The 15293-nt window shown below is 59.2% G+C and carries 14 protein-coding genes and 3 pseudogenes; 6 read left to right on the top strand and 11 right to left on the bottom strand.

The window, feature by feature from the left end:
- Window positions 1-216 precede the first annotated feature (216 nt).
- Entirely contained in the window at window positions 217-435 is a 219-nt protein-coding gene (locus tag A3C3_RS46795) for a hypothetical protein (RefSeq protein ID WP_084796922.1), read from the bottom strand.
- 123 nt (window positions 436-558) lie between these two features.
- Window positions 559-636, bottom strand: a pseudogene (locus tag A3C3_RS45970) (LysR substrate-binding domain-containing protein); the annotation flags it as partial.
- A gap of 416 nt (window positions 637-1052) precedes the next feature.
- On the opposite strand from A3C3_RS45970, the gene A3C3_RS0107565 reads away from it, so the two are divergent.
- Complete coding sequence (locus A3C3_RS0107565; protein ID WP_022714002.1) at window positions 1053-1973, top strand: aldo/keto reductase; 921 nt, start codon at window positions 1053-1055, stop codon at window positions 1971-1973.
- Window positions 1973-2653 (top strand): DUF6064 family protein, encoded by a 681-nt coding sequence (locus tag A3C3_RS0107560; RefSeq protein ID WP_022714001.1) that lies wholly within the window; start codon window positions 1973-1975, stop codon window positions 2651-2653. The genes A3C3_RS0107565 and A3C3_RS0107560 overlap by 1 nt, the downstream gene beginning before the upstream one ends.
- A 191-nt stretch (window positions 2654-2844) precedes the next feature.
- On the opposite strand, the gene A3C3_RS45070 is transcribed toward A3C3_RS0107560, so the two are convergent.
- From A3C3_RS45070 to A3C3_RS0107540, 4 genes are all read right to left on the bottom strand, one after another.
- Window positions 2845-3450, bottom strand: a complete 606-nt coding sequence (locus A3C3_RS45070) for a hypothetical protein (RefSeq protein ID WP_033419604.1) — start codon at window positions 3448-3450, stop codon at window positions 2845-2847.
- Between the two features lie 119 nt (window positions 3451-3569).
- Entirely contained in the window at window positions 3570-4010 is a 441-nt protein-coding gene (locus tag A3C3_RS0107550) for a hypothetical protein (RefSeq protein ID WP_022713999.1), read from the bottom strand.
- Between the two features lie 315 nt (window positions 4011-4325).
- Window positions 4326-4721, bottom strand: a complete 396-nt coding sequence (locus tag A3C3_RS0107545) for a DUF983 domain-containing protein (protein ID WP_022713998.1) — start codon at window positions 4719-4721, stop codon at window positions 4326-4328.
- A 149-nt stretch (window positions 4722-4870) separates the two neighbouring features.
- Complete coding sequence (locus A3C3_RS0107540) at window positions 4871-6274, bottom strand: aminotransferase-like domain-containing protein (protein ID WP_022713997.1); 1404 nt, start codon at window positions 6272-6274, stop codon at window positions 4871-4873.
- A gap of 518 nt (window positions 6275-6792) precedes the next feature.
- Between A3C3_RS0107540 and A3C3_RS0107525 the strand changes: the two genes are divergently transcribed.
- Window positions 6793-7095, top strand: coding sequence for a hypothetical protein (locus tag A3C3_RS0107525; RefSeq protein WP_022713994.1), 303 nt, complete (start codon window positions 6793-6795; stop codon window positions 7093-7095).
- Between the two features lie 745 nt (window positions 7096-7840).
- Here the strand turns inward: A3C3_RS0107525 and A3C3_RS0107515 are convergent.
- A complete protein-coding gene (locus A3C3_RS0107515) occupies window positions 7841-8719 on the bottom strand; it encodes a LysR substrate-binding domain-containing protein (RefSeq protein WP_028739469.1) in 879 nt (292 codons plus the stop codon).
- A 110-nt stretch (window positions 8720-8829) separates the two neighbouring features.
- Between A3C3_RS0107515 and A3C3_RS0107510 the strand changes: the two genes are divergently transcribed.
- Window positions 8830-9759 (top strand): NAD-dependent epimerase/dehydratase family protein, encoded by a 930-nt coding sequence (locus A3C3_RS0107510; protein WP_022713992.1) that lies wholly within the window; start codon window positions 8830-8832, stop codon window positions 9757-9759.
- 16 nt (window positions 9760-9775) lie between these two features.
- Window positions 9776-10396, top strand: coding sequence for a LysE family translocator (locus A3C3_RS0107505; RefSeq protein ID WP_167521926.1), 621 nt, complete (start codon window positions 9776-9778; stop codon window positions 10394-10396).
- A 221-nt stretch (window positions 10397-10617) separates the two neighbouring features.
- Here A3C3_RS0107505 and A3C3_RS0107500 read toward each other — a convergent pair whose 3' ends face one another.
- The 4 genes and pseudogenes from A3C3_RS0107500 to A3C3_RS46790 form a co-directional block, all read right to left on the bottom strand.
- On the bottom strand, window positions 10618-11691 hold the full coding sequence (locus A3C3_RS0107500) for a lipocalin-like domain-containing protein (protein ID WP_022713990.1): 1074 nt from the start codon (window positions 11689-11691) through the stop codon (window positions 10618-10620).
- Window positions 11681-14092, bottom strand: coding sequence for an ABC transporter permease (locus A3C3_RS0107495; protein ID WP_022713989.1), 2412 nt, complete (start codon window positions 14090-14092; stop codon window positions 11681-11683). Before A3C3_RS0107495 ends, A3C3_RS0107500 begins: the two co-directional genes overlap by 11 nt.
- Window positions 14092-14748: an ABC transporter ATP-binding protein gene (locus A3C3_RS0107490; protein WP_022713988.1), complete on the bottom strand. Its 657-nt coding sequence runs from the start codon at window positions 14746-14748 to the stop codon at window positions 14092-14094. The genes A3C3_RS0107495 and A3C3_RS0107490 overlap by 1 nt, the downstream gene beginning before the upstream one ends.
- A 122-nt stretch (window positions 14749-14870) precedes the next feature.
- Window positions 14871-14963, bottom strand: a pseudogene (locus A3C3_RS46790) (ABC transporter ATP-binding protein); the annotation flags it as partial.
- A 100-nt stretch (window positions 14964-15063) separates the two neighbouring features.
- On the opposite strand from A3C3_RS46790, the pseudogene A3C3_RS46785 reads away from it, so the two are divergent.
- Window positions 15064-15293, top strand: a pseudogene (locus A3C3_RS46785) (Tn3 family transposase); the annotation flags it as partial.

Here is a 15293-nt window from a genome sequence, read left to right as displayed (position 1 = left end):
GCCCCTGCTCTCCTCCGGCAAAGGTCTGCGTATCGACGACCACGGAAACCGCTGAAGACGTAGAGGTCCCGGCCTCGCTTTTGCGGGAACTTCACCCGTACGCCCGAATCCAGCCGCATCGTTTGACTCCTGCGACCTGCTCCGCCAACACCTCATTGACGGGGAGCGCGTGAAAGCCATTGATCAAGCGCGGACCGTTCCCTTCCGGCGCCCTGCTTATAACTGAGACCTCTTGCCGCGATATGTCTTTGGTGGCGGCAGAGTTTCGTGTGCTTGCGCCAGCGTCTCCAACCAAGCTGCAAGACCCTCTGGAATTTCCTCGTTTCCCGCTTCAAGCGCCTCGATCCATGACAACTCGCATTGAAGCGCGGACGCAATGTTGATCGGCGTCCAACGGATATGCAGGAGGCATTCGGAAAATCGTTCGGGTGTCATGGTTGCGGACATTTTCTGGCAAGTGATTCCGGTTCGCGCACAGTCGCACAAAGGTCGTCGGAGTCAATCGCGCATCATTTAAGAGCGAAGTTACCTCACGCGACGCAGATTGCCCTTGTTTCACGCAACCCCTAATCCAAACCGGAAATCAATGCCCCTCACCAGCTTCAGCTCGAAGGCCCGGTTCGGCGGGCCTTCGGTTCACTCCGACACCGCTGGAACGGGAACTCGGCCACAACCTTGGCCAACTCTTGAGACGGTGCTTTCTGAAGACAAGCTCCTGGGCGATGGGCATAGGCGAGATTTGGCAGCGTGTCGGGCGGCTCGTTTGCACCGGCTCGGTTTCGCGTCCCAACGAGGGCGCATGCGTCCGCGCCCCGCGTCCGAGATGATACGACGTGCGCCTCGCGACATTCCATTCCGCCATAGAGTTGCTGAAAGCCGTTGCTCGGCGAAGTCCACAACGACTGCCGGTGGGCGTCACTCTATTATCGGCTGCGGTCGACGCTTTGCAGACCCTCGGCAACGTTCTAAAATCGCGGTAGCAGCCCGAGACGATCGAGATCGGCCATCGCCTCATCGGGTTCGCCAGTTGCCGCCGATATCACGGAGACCGTATGCTGACGACACGTCGAATGCTGGTGCAGGCCTCCCTAGCTGTGATGGCCGCAATAAATTTCCCGCCGCTCTTGGCACATTCCCAGGATCAGCGGCCTGTCGCGCGCCGCATCCCTTCGACGGGCGAGGCGATTCCGGCCGTCGGACTTGGGACTTGGATCACCTTCAATGTCGGCGACGATCCAACGCTTAGGGACGAATGCGCGGACGTCATGGCAGCCTTCTTCGAGGCTGGCGGACGCATGATCGACTCTTCGCCCATGTACGGGTCATCGCAGCCAGTCGTCGGCCATGGCCTGCAAAAGCTCGGGCAGCCGGCGGCGCTTTTTTCGGCGGAGAAGGTCTGGACGTCCTCGGGAGCTGACGGTCCAAGCCAGATCGAGCAATCCCGCCGTCTCTGGGATGTGCCGCGCTTCGACCTCATTCAGGTCCACAACCTCCTTGCCTGGGAGGCGCATCTGCAAACCCTGTTCGCAATGAAGGCGGCTGGCTCCGTGCGCTATGTCGGGATTACGACCTCCGAAGGGCGCCGTCATGATCTTCTTGAACAGATCATGCGGCACGAAGCCATCGATTTTGTGCAACTCTCCTATAATATCATCGATCGCGAGGCGGAAGAGCGGATCCTGCCGCTGGCGGCGGAACGTGGAATTGCCGTGATCATCAACCGGCCCTTCCGGCAAGGCGCGCTGACTAGTCGGCTCGACGGCGAACCTATGCCCGAATGGGCGGCCGAACTAGGTGCATCGAGTTGGGCTCAGTTCCTCCTGAAGTTCATTCTCTCCCATCCGGCCGTCACCGTCGCGATCCCAGCAACGATCCGTGTCGACCATGTGCGTGAGAACGTCGCGGCGGCGACGGGCCCCTTGCCAGACGCCACCACTCGCGAGCGCATGGTAGCCTATGTGCAGGATCTTTGATGTCGGAATGGTGGACCTACAGTCTTGAGGATTTTCTGCTCTTTTCGCCACGCGTCTACTGGCGGATGTTCGAATTGCACAATGCGATCCTCTGGCCGCTACAGGCGCTCACACTGGCTTCCGGCTTTGCCACGGTTGCCCTTATCGTGCGACAGTCTTCTGCTTCCGGGCGCTTCGTCGCGCTCGTTCTCGCGATCCTTTGGGCCCTCGTCGGATGGTCTTTTCTATGGAACCGTTACGCGACCATAAACTGGACCGCCGCCTACGTCGCACCCGCATTTGCCGTTGAGGCCCTACTGCTCTTCGTCATCGGCACGCTGCTTAACGGTCTTGTCTTTTGCCCGCGCGGAGCCGCCGCCTGGACGGGATTTGCGCTCCTCGCCTTCGCGCTCGCCGGGCAGCCTCTGCTTGCGCCGCTGCAGGGACGGGTCTGGACCTCGTCCGAGATCTTTGGCGTCGCGCCCGATCCGACAACGATCGGAACGTTGGGCTTTCTGCTTCTCGCCCGCAGCAAGTTCTTGCCTCTGCTCCTTCCGATCCCCCTCCTCTGGTGTCTCTTGAGCGGCCTAACCCTCTGGAGCATGAGAGCGCCGGAGGCATGGGCATCTTTTGCGGCCGTAGCGCTCACGCTTGCAGCCTGCATCGGACCGATCATCGGCCAGCGACAACCGACCGCGTGATTATTGCGATGCCGCTGCGTGAAGGAAGGCGCTCTCCGGCACCGCCCGCCAGCGCAGAGCGCCTTCTGCAAGCCACTGCCGCGACAGCTATGCGGAGATGTTGGAGTGATCCTCTCGGAGCGTGGACGTCGTGATATCTCTGCCATCCAGGACAGCCGGTTTGTCCGGGCAACCGCCAGGGGTATGTAGGCTCACGATCCGTCGAATCGTTCAAGCATCCTTACAAGCTGAACATTCTGCAAATGCAGCTTTTGCGCCAATTGGCTTCTCAGTTGCCTGATCTCCTCGTCCAGGCTTGCCACCTCATCGAAGAAGGCTTCTCGAGGGGACGAGGATTGCGCACTTTGATTGCTATTTGGGATGGCAGTGTTCCCCGAAACCATGTCGGCGCGGGTTTTCTTCGGGCGTTCCGGCCGCTTTGGCCGCAATGTTCGTAGAGATTTTTTTCTTGGCTTGCTTTCCGGCACCAACGCATGCGCATTGGCACCGGGTCGGCTAATCTCATGACGAGTGGGCCTCTGGACCTCTTCACCATCGTTTGGCGGCGAGATTGCCTGGGGAACATCGAGATCGCTGTCGGGTTCATCTGAAGTCGTCGTTGCCACTAGATCAACAGCAGGCTCAATGTGGTCAGGACGACCGGATACTTCCGTTGAGTCTGACGAAAGTGCCGACGCGCGTCGTACGCCGCTTTCGCTCGCCTCGGTATCGGCATCATCCCCAACCGAATTCTCTGGTGTTTCTGTCGGCCGTCTTCGCGACGCTAACTGAGCAAGGAATTTCCATGGTGTTTTCATAGTGCTTCAACCTCGAGCAATCCGCAGCAGGGCGTTGCCGCAGCTTTAGATCCGGGCTCGCGATTGAGGCCGGCGAGTTTCTCTACCGTCGATCGCCCAATCGCCCCCATCCTAGTCGATTAGACGAGCCCGAGCCGCTTGCGCAGATCGGTATTTTCCGCGCGAAGCTTATCTGCCAGGGTTTTGCGGAGCCTTTTATTCTCTTCTTCAAGCTGAGTTAGATCTCCCAACGCATCGAGAGCTGGTAGCGGCGCCTTGGCTGTTTGCGCGGTTTGCTTTGGCGCCTGCTTTCTACCGATGTCCTTGATGGCGTCCTTGGTCGTGCTCTTGCCAGTGATTTGCGTTTCTTGGGGCGTCAGCTTTGCCTGCCCGGCTCCTTTACCACGCTTCGTGCGACCACTCGGCAGCTGCGCGGTCTTCGCAAGTGATGCAGCTACCGTTGCTCCGGCAGATGCCTTCTGGCCCCGTGGTGCGCGCGGCTTTTTAGGCGCCGGCACTTTTGCCGTTGCATCCGTCTCTGCGACTTCGGCAATGGAGCCCGTGTTGTTCTCGTCAGCCATCAGTTATCTCCCCTCTGTAGGCAAGAGTTCTTTTGAGCTGAGTGAAAGACGGAGTCAACATGAGCGCGCCCTGGATAGCTCACGCTGAGACGCGGCGCAAAGGCTCGTGTAAGAAGATCGGCGAAGCAGCTGACGCTCCCGCGCTCGCCTTGAGCGTATTCGAACCACGGGCAGCGATCTGAATTGAGCTGAGTAACGCCGCCGATTTATGGAACGCGTGCGTTGCTCTCAAGTAGCCTCATCGCGGTTCCGAATCCAGTGTTGCCCGGCTGCCCAGAGCTTGAGCCGGTTTTGCGTAGGTGGCGGGAACGGGACTTAATCCTCTTTCGACGCAGGAGAGGTGCGGGCTAGCTTGCCCTCTTCCGCCTTGTAGAAATATTGGCTGGCGACCAACCATCCCTTCAGCGGCCGCAAGGGCGGGATACAAGTAGCCAGCATGAAGGGACCGGTGACCAGCAAATGAACCCACAAGGGCGCGCTATACTGGACTTCGAGCCACACGCCGAGCAGGACACTTGGCACGCAAGCGAAGCAGATGACAAAAAAGGCCGGACCATCCGCCGGATCGGCGAAACCGTAGTCGAGGCCGCAGACTTCGCATTCGGGCCTAATTTTCAGGAAGCCGTTGAAAATGTGCCCCTGGCCACAGCGCGGGCATCGTCCTTTGAGCCCGGTGGTCGTCGGTGGAATTGGTGGCCACTCCGTTTGCATGACGAAAGATCCTTATACAGTACATGCAGGTATGCACGTATTGAATGAATTCATTGACTGCATTCAATATAGGTACATTTTTCCAATTGGTGCGATATGGCATATTGCCGCGGAGCTCTCACCTCGGATCCATTGACATGCGGACCAATCTAGAAGAAGGACGCCGCGAGTTCAGGCGAGCCTTCAAGTGCGTGCCCCATGAATTCGAGACTACCCCGCAGCTTTTCGCGCTCGATAGGGCCTCCAAGGCAGACGCGCACCGCTTCCAGCGCCTGACCTTCGACCGTGAACGCATCGCTGGCGACGACGCCAATGCCCGAGGCGCGCATGTGGCTGCCGAAGGTCGACCGCGTCCAGCCGTTCGTCAGCGGCAGCCAGATGTTGAAGCTGATGGGATCGCCACGATAGCTACCGGGCGGAAGGATGGCTGCGACCAGTTCCTGGCGTGCCGCTGCCTCCTTGCGGATGAATCGAAGCATGACATCGGCGGTGCCATCCTCGATCCACCGTGTGGCAAGCGCCATGTTGAGCGGCGACGCCATGACATTGTTGGCACGCATGGCACTGACGAAGGGCCAGATCGCCTTGGTATCCGGTGCGACGACATAGGCCAGCCGGAGCCCGGCGCCGATGCATTTCGCCAAGCCGCCGATATGCCAGGTGAGGTCCGGGGCCATTGCTGCAAACGGCGGCGGCGCATGCAGCGGAATGAAGCCATAGGCGTCGTCTTCGATGATCGGGACGTGATATTTGCGCGCCACCGCGGAAATCTCTTCGCGCCGCCGCTCTGGGATAGTCAGGGTAAGCGGGTTCTGCAGGGTCGGGTTGAGGTAAATGCCCTTGGGTTTCAATTTCTCGCAGGCTTCGGCAAAGGCCGCCGGCAAAATGCCATCAGCGTCCATCGGCAAACCCGAAAGATTGATGCGCAGTTGCGCCGCAATCGAGCGGATGCCGGGATAGGTGATGCGTTCCGACAGGATGGTTTCAGAGGGCTTTGCCAGCAGGCCGCAAATCGCCAGCAGCGCCGGGTGAGCGCCGGGCGTCACGAAAATACGCTCCTGCGACGGAACAAGGCCGCGACGGCTGAGCCAAGCGGCGGCGGCCGCCTTGTCCATGCCCGAGCCGCCAAATCCTTGATAGCGCAGAAGCGGGATAAGGCTGGAAGCCACCGTCGAGATTCCCTCGCGCATCCGCATGATCAATTCCGGATCGGTTGGCTCCGGCGGCATATTCATCGAAAGGTCGATCGCCGACATACGGCGCGGATCGGGGGCGGTGTCGGACCCGAAGTCCCGGCGCTCCTTGTCGGCCCCGCCGGTGACGAACGTGCCGCGGCCAACGTGCGAATCCACCAGTCCGCGCTTCTGCGCCTCGGCATAACCACGCGCGACGGTGGTGAAATCGATATCCAGATGTTTCGCCAACTCGCGCTGCGGCGGCAGACGATCACCGATCGCCAGACGACCGCTGCGCAAATCCATCTCGATAAGGTCGGCGATGGCCATGTAGCGGGGCTTGTTGCTGCGGCTGAGGTCGGGTCGCCAGTCTTTCATCGAAATATCACAATGTCCTTCTTCATCGGCATTGACTGTATATTGTTGCAACGATCCTCTGTCACGAAGAATCTCTCAGACACCGATGCGAATTTCGGCCAGTTCAGCCCACTCAAGCGATTGGCAGCCAAGACCCAGAACTAAGCGGTCGCCGCGGCTTGCAAAAATTGGCCGCTAGCTGCATCCCAGGGTCCCGCAGATCACCAGGCATCAAGCTTTTTGCCGTTGGCATTCAGCCTCGACTTTCCGCTGCATTCAAACGGCTTTCGGGGCCGAACATTGGCTTAGCACCAAAAGTTGCCCCGCTGAGATACGAGACAACGATCTGGACGTCCTGCAGAAACAGAAAAAGAAATAGCGCGGCCACGATCGGCGCCTGCCGCATCTGATCTTGCCAGTTCAAAACACTTATAAGGAAGAGAAAAGCCGCCCAGAGCAGCGGCTTTTCAGGTGCGCGATGATAGCGGTCAGGCGTGGCGGGCCTCGCGTGAAATCGCTCCATCGAGATTGGCGATCTGATGCTCTATCACGTGATAATGAAACGCGGATATCGTGCCGTCGCTCAGAGCCATCTGGATGGCTTGCCTGTGAATCGCGGCTTCTTCCGAACGGAGATCACGAACTTCAGCGGCGCTGAGCAGCCTTCGGCCCCTGTCAGCCGCGATACGGCCGTCGGCGGCACGGATCTCAGCAAGTATGGTGTCCAATCGGCTGTCGGGGATGAACATCGGCATTGGATCCACAAGCGGGTCATCGTCGCCTGGCTCGGTCCGAGCCCAATGATCGCGACGATCATGCTCGCCGGCGTGCGCACCGTGTGAAGCACGGGAAGCATGGGACGCAGCGAAGGCGGTTGCTAGTGGGACAGATATAAGGATGGCGGTGAGCGCCGTCTTAACAATCAAAGAGCGCATTTTGCATCTCCCGAATGTGGAGGACGATTGTCTTTTCATCCTCCCGTCTGCAGTGCCGTCCAGTTCCGTCGTGTCGCGGTGGTCACTCATCGCCGGCGGTTCTCGACCTGCAGCGAGACAGGATAGAACCTTGTCAGCGAGACCTGTAATTAACAAAAGATAATTTTTGCCGCTTCTGGACGTTCCGCAATCCAGCCTACCTTTGCGTCATGGCGGTGGAATAGTGGCGGAGAGTGGCGAAGGTTCTGCCCGCTATGACGGAAATGACCAAAAAGTGCCCCCCTGACGAAACTCCGCCCACGTTCGACGAGGTGCTTTCGAGCGTTCAGAAACGCCTGAATGACGGCTCCGCCGCGAAGGCATAATTGACGAGTGTCTTTCGGCGCATAGAAGTTTGACCCCACCGTGTGCATTGAACATTGACCCCAACAGCCCGCTAAATTCAGCAATCGAAGAAATGAGATACCCTGCCTCCGCCAGGGTCAATGTTGTGCGCCGAAAGGGGTCAAACTTCCGTGCATTTTTCTCATGCGAGCAGGCACTGGCGAAAGTCGAGTGTAGTGGCGGTGGATCCTTTTGGTCAGCCATGTTCTTTCGCCCATTACAGCAGTGATGACGAATCTGGGGAACTCGTAGAGCAACGGACTCATGGTTAAGTGCATCGCCTCATTTCTTCGGCGATCCATGATCGGAAATGCTTCACCTGGATCTTAGTCGCACTAGAGGAGGCAGTCAGCACCCTGTAGCAGTAGGACGACGGAACGAACAGATCGGCAGCCATAACAAGTCTGCCCGCCAAAATGTCATCAGACGCGATCGCTGCAGATACCAGTGCCACCCCGTCACCCGAAACCGCCGCCTGGACGAGCAACCCGGCATGGCTAAAGGCTCGGGTGAAAGACAATGTCTTCCCGAGCATGCCTCGCGCTTCCAGCAACAGCATCCAAGGGTGCGTTGAACCTTCATAGATTATTGGAAGGCCATCTATGTCATCGATCAAGAGGTCCGGGCGCCCCGACCTTTCAAGAAGGCTTGGGCTCGCGACCATCACGAAGCGATCCGGGAACGTCAAGTCGTCTGCCGCATGCGGTTCATACCTTGCATGTCGGACCACGACGTCACATTTGCCCGAGTTTAGCGGTACCGGCTCATCTGTCGCCTCCAGCCTAAAGTCGACCTCTGGATGGGCGAGGTTGAAGCGCGGAAGTCTTGGGATGAGCCATTTCATTGCGAATGAATGAGTCGTCGAAACCCGTAGCACCCGGTCGACGCCGCCATCAGCAAGGTCGCTTATTTTCTGGTCGAGCAGCAGAACTGCCTTGGCAACAGTCTCGGCAAGTTCTTTGCCCTTATCGGTAATCGTCACACCGCGCGCGTGCCGCTCGAACAGGGGGAAGCCCAGAGTTTGTTCAAGAGTCTTGATCTGCTGGCTCACGGCAGCCGGTGTCTTATGAAGTTCAAGCGACGCAAGCTTGAAGCTCTGCCAGCGCGCGGCGCATTCGAAGTCAATAAGTCCCCCAAGGCTGCGCATTTGTCAGTCCATAATGACATAGAAATTCTAATTCATCAGCTTAGTATTTGTCGGTTGCGCAGTCAATAGATGCATGGGATTCAAGGGTTCATCCAGGAGCTACAATCACCATGCAAAAAAATGCCTTAGTCATTGGCGGAACCCGCTTTTTCGGCCGGCTGTTGGTAAGGCGGCTTCTCGAAGCTGGCCTCAACGTAACCGTGGCGACCCGAGGGATCACTTCGGACGACTTCGGGTCTGCCGTTAGCCGTGTCACGGTCGACCGGCGCGACAAAGTTGCCATGGAGCGTGCCTTTGCTGGAAGAGGAGACTATGACGTCATCTTCGACCAGATGTGCTACAGTCCGCTCGACGCTCGGATATCGGAATCTGTCTTCGCCGGGAGAGTGGGCCGTTACATCATGGCGTCGACCATCGAGGTCTATGCACATTTGCTCTGGGCCAAAAGAGCTCCGTTCGACGAAGATCTCATCGATCTAAGCAACGAGCGTACAAATCCCGATTTTCCCTGGCACGACGAGGCATACTCCGAAAGCCTCTATGGGGAAGCCAAACGCGCTGCTGAGGTTTGGTTTCATCAGTCCGGCATACTGCCGGTCGTCAGCGTTCGGATAGGGCATATTCTGTCTGGGCCGGACGATTTCACCGGCCGGCTTCGAAACTATGTTGATCGGGTATCCAGCGGCCGGCCGCTCTTTTATTCGATCAACAACGGCAAGAGTTCGTTTTTCAATCCCGCCGGAATTGCCGATTTTCTTTACTGGGCTGGGCAGCAGACCTTTACTGGTGCGATCAATGCATGCGCGAACGGCACGTTGACGGCTCTGGATATCCATCAAGCCGTCGCATCAGTCATGGGAAGAGAGGCTCAATCGGAGTCCATGACCGGGATTAGCCGCGCCGCAGTACTCAGTCCATATGACTTCCCCGCCGACTACGCGATGTCGAGCGCCAGGGCTGTCTCTCTAGGCTACAGAGCGCCAGATGTTTCCCAATGGTTGCCCGGTGTTATTGCCGCACACCTCGAGCACGGACGGTAGGCCCAGCATGTTCGCAATGGAAACGATCGCTTCGTTCGTGCTTGCCTCTAGCCTCGTAATCCTCGTGCCAGGCCCAGCAACCTTTTTTGTGATGGGACAGGCCGGACGGGGCATGGCCGCCGCCGCCGGAGGCATTGCGGGAATTGTCGTTGGTGACATAGTCCTTATTACATGTGCAGGCCTCGGTTTTGCGGCCCTCGTCGCCCAATGGCCTTTTCTAATTGATGCAATCAAGGTCTTTGGATCAGCTTATGTAGCCTACATCGGAATAGGGCTGATCAGGCAGGCGTTGACTTCCCAGGGCAGCATGGAAAATCACGGTCAGGTTGTTCCGCCTCGGCGCCAATTTGCCAAGGGAATTGCGCTGACGCTTTCCAATCCCAAACCGATTATATTTTTCGCAGGCTTCTTTCCCGCATTTCTACCGCTCGGCCACCAGCCGACCTTACTGGGGTTCTATGCGTTGGGCGCGATTTTTCAGGTAGTTAATGTGTGCTACTTTGCTGCGTTGACGCTCTTGGTCCGGTTCTTCAGCCGGAGCCTCTCAAGGGCAGTTTTCCAGGCAGCGACCCTCAATCTGCTGAGCGGCATCGCCTTGTTAATTTGCAGCGGCATCCTCCTCGCTACCCTTCTGTGAGCTGAGGCAAGTTGGACGAAGGTAAGAGATCCGGTGCGCGAATGCGCTCACAGCCGAGTGGAACACCGCGAGACTTGCGCAATTGCATTCAGCGGGGCTGAATGTGCAGATGAACGCTTCGAACCCGTCGCCTGGTAGGTGGGGCTCTTCAACGCTATCTCGACGTCTCCGGCCTGAGGCGCGACATAAAGTTCGGCCGCGCATATCGCGGCCGATCATCGTTAGTATCCCGTCATTTCCAGATAGCCATGCCCCCCGGCACTTCCGTTGAATGAAATTGGACCTTCCCAATAGGGCGTGGTAGTCGCCATCCACGCATGGTCGTTCAAAGGGCTAGTCGTGATGTCGAAGCCGCGCTCGGGGATCTGGACGCGCCATGCAACCGGGACATCCCGGTCGCCGACGCGTGCTGTTCGCAAAGGGGCTATCTGCAGAGATCCAGGCGGCAGAGGGGTAGGCTTGCCATCCGACGAAATCCAGTTCGCCGACGTGTAGCCGCCGCGGCCGTCGCGGAGCCGAAACGCCATGACCTTTTCGCCGGAATCCAGATGAAGCGAAAACCAATCCCATCCGGTCTGATCCTTGGCGAGGGGCTGCGAAGACCATTCCCGATCAAGCCATGCCTTGCCGCTGACCCGAACGATCTTACCGGCAATGTCGAGAGAACCCGACACCTCGTAGAACGGCTGCGAGTAATAGTAGCTCGCCTGCCTTTCGGCCGACTTCACCGAATAGCCTTGGTCTCCCTGCAGCACGAGAGGAGCGCTGGCCGAGAGTTCGAGCGTGTAGGCGAAATCTTTTCCGGTTGCGTGCAGGCTAACCTTGTCTAGCTGGTCGGCGCCCGGTTTGGGCAGGCCTTTCATTTCCCAATCATCGATCCAGGCAGAAAAGGGTACGGCCACGACACCTGCTTGGCCGACCCCTCCGCGGGCGAGTTTTTCAGCCAAGAGATGCCGATCTTTCGCGGTGATCGCGGCATGGCCCATCCAGACTTGAGGATCGGACCAGCCGCCCTCGGTCTTCGGCGCCAGGGCGGCGCGGAAAAGCGTCCATTGTACGCCGTACTGCGTCCCGTCCTCACTCTCAAGGTTTGCAGTAATGTACCACCATTCGATGCGGAATTCAGGATGGGGGCCGTGATCTGCCGGAAAGCGGAGTTGTATGCCGGGGCGTGGAACAGCGAAGCCCTCGGCGGTCGAGCCCAGTCCTGCAAACCCTTGCGAAATAGCGGCGGCAGGAACGGAGATTGCCGTGGCTACGGAAACAACGGCGGCCAGAAGACCTCTAGCGTTCATTGGCAAACACCCTCAGCAAATCCGATGGCGCGACCGTCGCCAGCCGTCGGAGTGGAATAAAGACCGACATGACCGCCGCAGCCAGCGCCACCAACCCTAGGACGAGCCAGTCCATCGGAAAAATCCGCAACGGCAGCCGCCAGCCGAAAGCCTCGACATTGACAATCGACAGCAGCACCCAGGCAAGCGCAAGGCCGACAGGGACCGCGGCAACGAAGGTCGCGAGCCACAGTGCCAGAGTGCGCAGCACTTCGAGCAGGGCAAGATCGCGCCGCCTGATTCCCATCGCCCAGACAGGTGCGAGCTGCGGCAGCCGAATGCCCGACAAGGTCAGCAGGCTGGAGAACATCGCAAAACCTGCAACGCCGAGGGTGAAGAGATTGAGCATTCCGGTCACGGCAAACGTCTGGTCGAAGACCGCCTGAGATTGCCGCTTCAGGGAAGCCTGGTCGATGATGTTTTCAGAAGGCAGACCGAATTCGGTCGTCAGGCGTTCCTTCAGCGCCGGGGCGTCGGCCGGCGGAACACGCACGCCATACCTCAGCTTTGGAACGTCAGTGTAATGTGCCGTCAGGGCTTCGACGCCGACGATGACCTGTCCTTTTGGATTGCCGTAGTCGGAATAGACCCCAACGATCGGGAGTTTCCATTCGCCGGGCAAGACCAGACTATCGCCAATTGCGAGCCCCTTGCGACGCCAGAGCTGCTCGTTGACGAGCGCCCCTTGCCCTGCGGCGACCTGGTCCCAGACATTGATCGTGCCCGACAGGAGCGGCCAGGTGTTGCGATAGGTCGGATCGCCTGCTGCCGCGCCGAAGATCTGCAGCCTGTCTCCGAGCACCTCACCCTCGACGCTCCAGATGGGAAGAACCGACGTCGAATGGTCCAGCAGCCATGTCCGCAAGCGCATCGCTTCGTTCTCCTCTCGCGCCGTGACGTAAAGTTCGGCCGCCAGCCGTTGGTCGAGCCAGCCGATGAAAGTCAGGCGGAAGCTGGAGACCATCGTGCCGACACCGACATTGGCGGCGAGCGCCAGCAGCAGCGCCATGAGGGCCAGTCTAAGCCCGGGCAGCTGTTGCCGCGTATCGGCCCAGAACCACGTGACGAGGACGCGTGTCGAGTTTCTCTGCATGATGGCAAGAAACGCCGACAGCATGCCCGGCAGCATCAGTGCCGCTCCGAGCAAGAGGCAAGCCAGGACCGCGAAACCTGCGATCAGCCCGTGTCCGACACTCGCCAAGGTGGCCGATGTGATCAGCAGAGCCAACCCGCCCAAAAGCTGCAGTCGGATACCGATTGCCGTCGCACGGGCCCAGGCACGAGGCTGCGCTGCAGCCAGCAACGGCATGCGCCGGACCCGCCAGAGGCTTTGGGCCGACGACACGATCGTTCCGCCGATCGCTATCCCCAGCCCCGTTGCCCACCATTCCGGCCGGATGGTCAGCGTACCCGGGACGCTCGCTCCATACAGCCCCTTAAGGGTTGCCGCCACACCGGGGAGCAACAGGGAGGCCACGAAATATCCGATCACGACGCCGATAAGCCCGGAAAGGAAGGCCAGAGTCAGAAGCTCCGTCATCAGCAGGAGGTTCAGCGTCGACATGGAAAGCCCGAGAGAGCGCAAGGTCCGAAAGGTCGCTCTGCGCTGCTCGAACGCCAGGCCGACCGTCGCGTAGACGATGAACAGACCGACGGCAAACGCGAGGAAACCGAATGCCGTGAGGTTGAGGTGGAAGCTGTCGGTGAGCTGGGCGACATCTGGCCGGTCGCCCGGTGGCTTTAATGCGACCTCGGGTGCGAGAATGTCAAGTGAAGGCAGATTCGGTCGCTGTTCCGGCGCAACGACGAGACGGCTCAACTCACCGTGCCTTTCGAGAACCTGCTCGGCGACGGCGATATCGGTGAACGCTGCTCCGTCCGGCAGATCCGGCGACACCTCGATCTGCATCTGCGTTTGCCCCTCGAGCCTCAGGGCGGTCGCCTTGGAAACCACGAGGGTACCCCGATCCGCCATGAAGGCAGCCAGGCCATTCCACTTTTCGGTTTTAAAGCCCCGCGCCTGCGCTGGCATCGTCAACGGATCACCGCCGATAAGGCGCACACGGACATTTCCGAAGCGATGGTCGCCTTCGACAATGGGGGAGACATTCCAGCCTGCCCTTCTCAATCTGGAATACGTGCTTAGGGGAACGGAATGGCCGTTACTCGGCACGAGTTGCGTCAGTTCGTTCTGGTCGAGCACGGAGGCTGCCCGCGCATAACTCGCCCGTGCCTCTGCGTTGATCGCCTGGACACCCGACCAAAGCGCGGTTGCTAACGAAAGACCGAGGATAAGTGTAGCAAGCTGAAGAGGCCGACGCTGCCAATGCGAAACGAGAGCCGTTGCGGCGGTCCACATCATCAGGCGATCTTTCCGCCGCTGAGATGAACGCTGCGGTCGAGCATCTGTGCCAGCCTCGAAGAATGCGTCACCATCAGCAGCGCAGCGTCTGCACTCTTCGTCAACGCCAGCATAATGCCGAGCACCGCGTCGCCGGTCGCTTCGTCGAGATTGCCGGTCGGTTCGTCGGCGAGAACCAGGGGCGGCCGCGCGGCAAGCGTTCTGCCGATCGCCACCCTCTGCTGCTGGCCGGCGGAAAGCTGCTCGGGGTATCGGGCGAGAAGTGCCTCGATGCCAAGATTTTCCACGAGCTGCCGCTCCCAGGCAGGATTGTGCCGGCCAGCAAGCTTTGCATGAAAGGAAATGTTGGCCGCGACATCGAGCGACGGAATCAGGTTGAACTGCTGAAACACCAACCCGACCGCCGAACGTCGATACTGGGCCCTTTCCCGATCATCCAGAGCGGCAATATCTCGGCCCGCTGAAAGGATCTGCCCGACATCGGGATAGTCAAGCCCGCCAACAAGGTGAAGCAGGGTGCTCTTTCCGCTTCCGGACTCCCCAGTCAACGCGACGCTTTCGCCAGCATTGAGATCGAATTCGATGCCTTTCAGGATCTCAAGAGGTCCTTCTGCGGTCAAATAGGATTTTCTGACATTGCGGAGTGAGAGTAGCATCTGAGTTCGGGATCGATGAAGATGTCAGAGTATTTAGGCCTAACCGTCGGCTTTGTAACCGTTCTTGCATGGCGATTTTGGGCAGGCAGGATCAATACTCGGCGCCAGCGCATGAATGCCCAATTCCGCACACCGCGAAAGAGGTTGACGATCGACATGCGAAGTGAAGTGTCTACCACGGAGACCGGCCCATCGGCGACGATCAGCTTCGGCTTCGAATGAGGGCTTACGCGACGGGACAGCGTCGTAGCGGCCGACGCGAGCGCGGAAGCGATCGCAAGATCGCGCGCTAATGCTACGACGCGATAGTCCCATCGCAAGGCACGCGCCAGCCGCTTCAGCTCGTCCGCCTTCACCGATCATCTCTTCGCCGGCATCAGCGCCATGCTCGGATATCGGCTTGTGCTGCGCATCCGCGATCTGCCCTCGAAGCGGCCTTGCGTGTTTAATCCCGCCGGGACGCCCAAGGACGCAAGCTTGTTGATGGCAAGTCCGGGAGGACCCGATCATGGCGAACTGGCCCGATTTTGTTTCGCTGCGCTGCG

The sequence above is a fragment of the Rhizobium mongolense USDA 1844 genome, assembly GCF_000419765.1.
GTDB classification, from domain to species: Bacteria; Pseudomonadota; Alphaproteobacteria; order Rhizobiales; family Rhizobiaceae; genus Rhizobium; species Rhizobium mongolense.
This window is presented reverse-complemented; position numbering and strand designations above follow the sequence as displayed.

Excerpts from the sequence above, each read along its gene's own strand:
- A3C3_RS0107545 (WP_022713998.1), bottom strand. The coding sequence starts at position 4,721 with ATGCAAACGGAGTGGCCACCAATTCCACCGACGACCACCGGGCTCAAA.
- A3C3_RS0107490 (WP_022713988.1), bottom strand. The coding sequence starts at position 14,748 with ATGCTACTCTCACTCCGCAATGTCAGAAAATCCTATTTGACCGCAGAA.
- A3C3_RS0107540 (WP_022713997.1), bottom strand. The coding sequence starts at position 6,274 with ATGAAAGACTGGCGACCCGACCTCAGCCGCAGCAACAAGCCCCGCTAC.
- A3C3_RS0107505 (WP_167521926.1), top strand. The coding sequence starts at position 9,776 with ATGGAAACGATCGCTTCGTTCGTGCTTGCCTCTAGCCTCGTAATCCTC.
- A3C3_RS0107565 (WP_022714002.1), top strand. The coding sequence starts at position 1,053 with ATGCTGACGACACGTCGAATGCTGGTGCAGGCCTCCCTAGCTGTGATG.
- A3C3_RS0107560 (WP_022714001.1), top strand. The coding sequence starts at position 1,973 with ATGTCGGAATGGTGGACCTACAGTCTTGAGGATTTTCTGCTCTTTTCG.
- A3C3_RS0107550 (WP_022713999.1), bottom strand. The coding sequence starts at position 4,010 with ATGGCTGACGAGAACAACACGGGCTCCATTGCCGAAGTCGCAGAGACG.
- A3C3_RS45070 (WP_033419604.1), bottom strand. The coding sequence starts at position 3,450 with ATGAAAACACCATGGAAATTCCTTGCTCAGTTAGCGTCGCGAAGACGG.
- A3C3_RS0107500 (WP_022713990.1), bottom strand. The coding sequence starts at position 11,691 with ATGAACGCTAGAGGTCTTCTGGCCGCCGTTGTTTCCGTAGCCACGGCA.
- A3C3_RS46795 (WP_084796922.1), bottom strand. The coding sequence starts at position 435 with ATGACACCCGAACGATTTTCCGAATGCCTCCTGCATATCCGTTGGACG.
- A3C3_RS0107525 (WP_022713994.1), top strand. The coding sequence starts at position 6,793 with ATGCTCTATCACGTGATAATGAAACGCGGATATCGTGCCGTCGCTCAG.
- A3C3_RS0107495 (WP_022713989.1), bottom strand. The coding sequence starts at position 14,092 with ATGATGTGGACCGCCGCAACGGCTCTCGTTTCGCATTGGCAGCGTCGG.
- A3C3_RS0107510 (WP_022713992.1), top strand. The coding sequence starts at position 8,830 with ATGCAAAAAAATGCCTTAGTCATTGGCGGAACCCGCTTTTTCGGCCGG.
- A3C3_RS0107515 (WP_028739469.1), bottom strand. The coding sequence starts at position 8,719 with ATGCGCAGCCTTGGGGGACTTATTGACTTCGAATGCGCCGCGCGCTGG.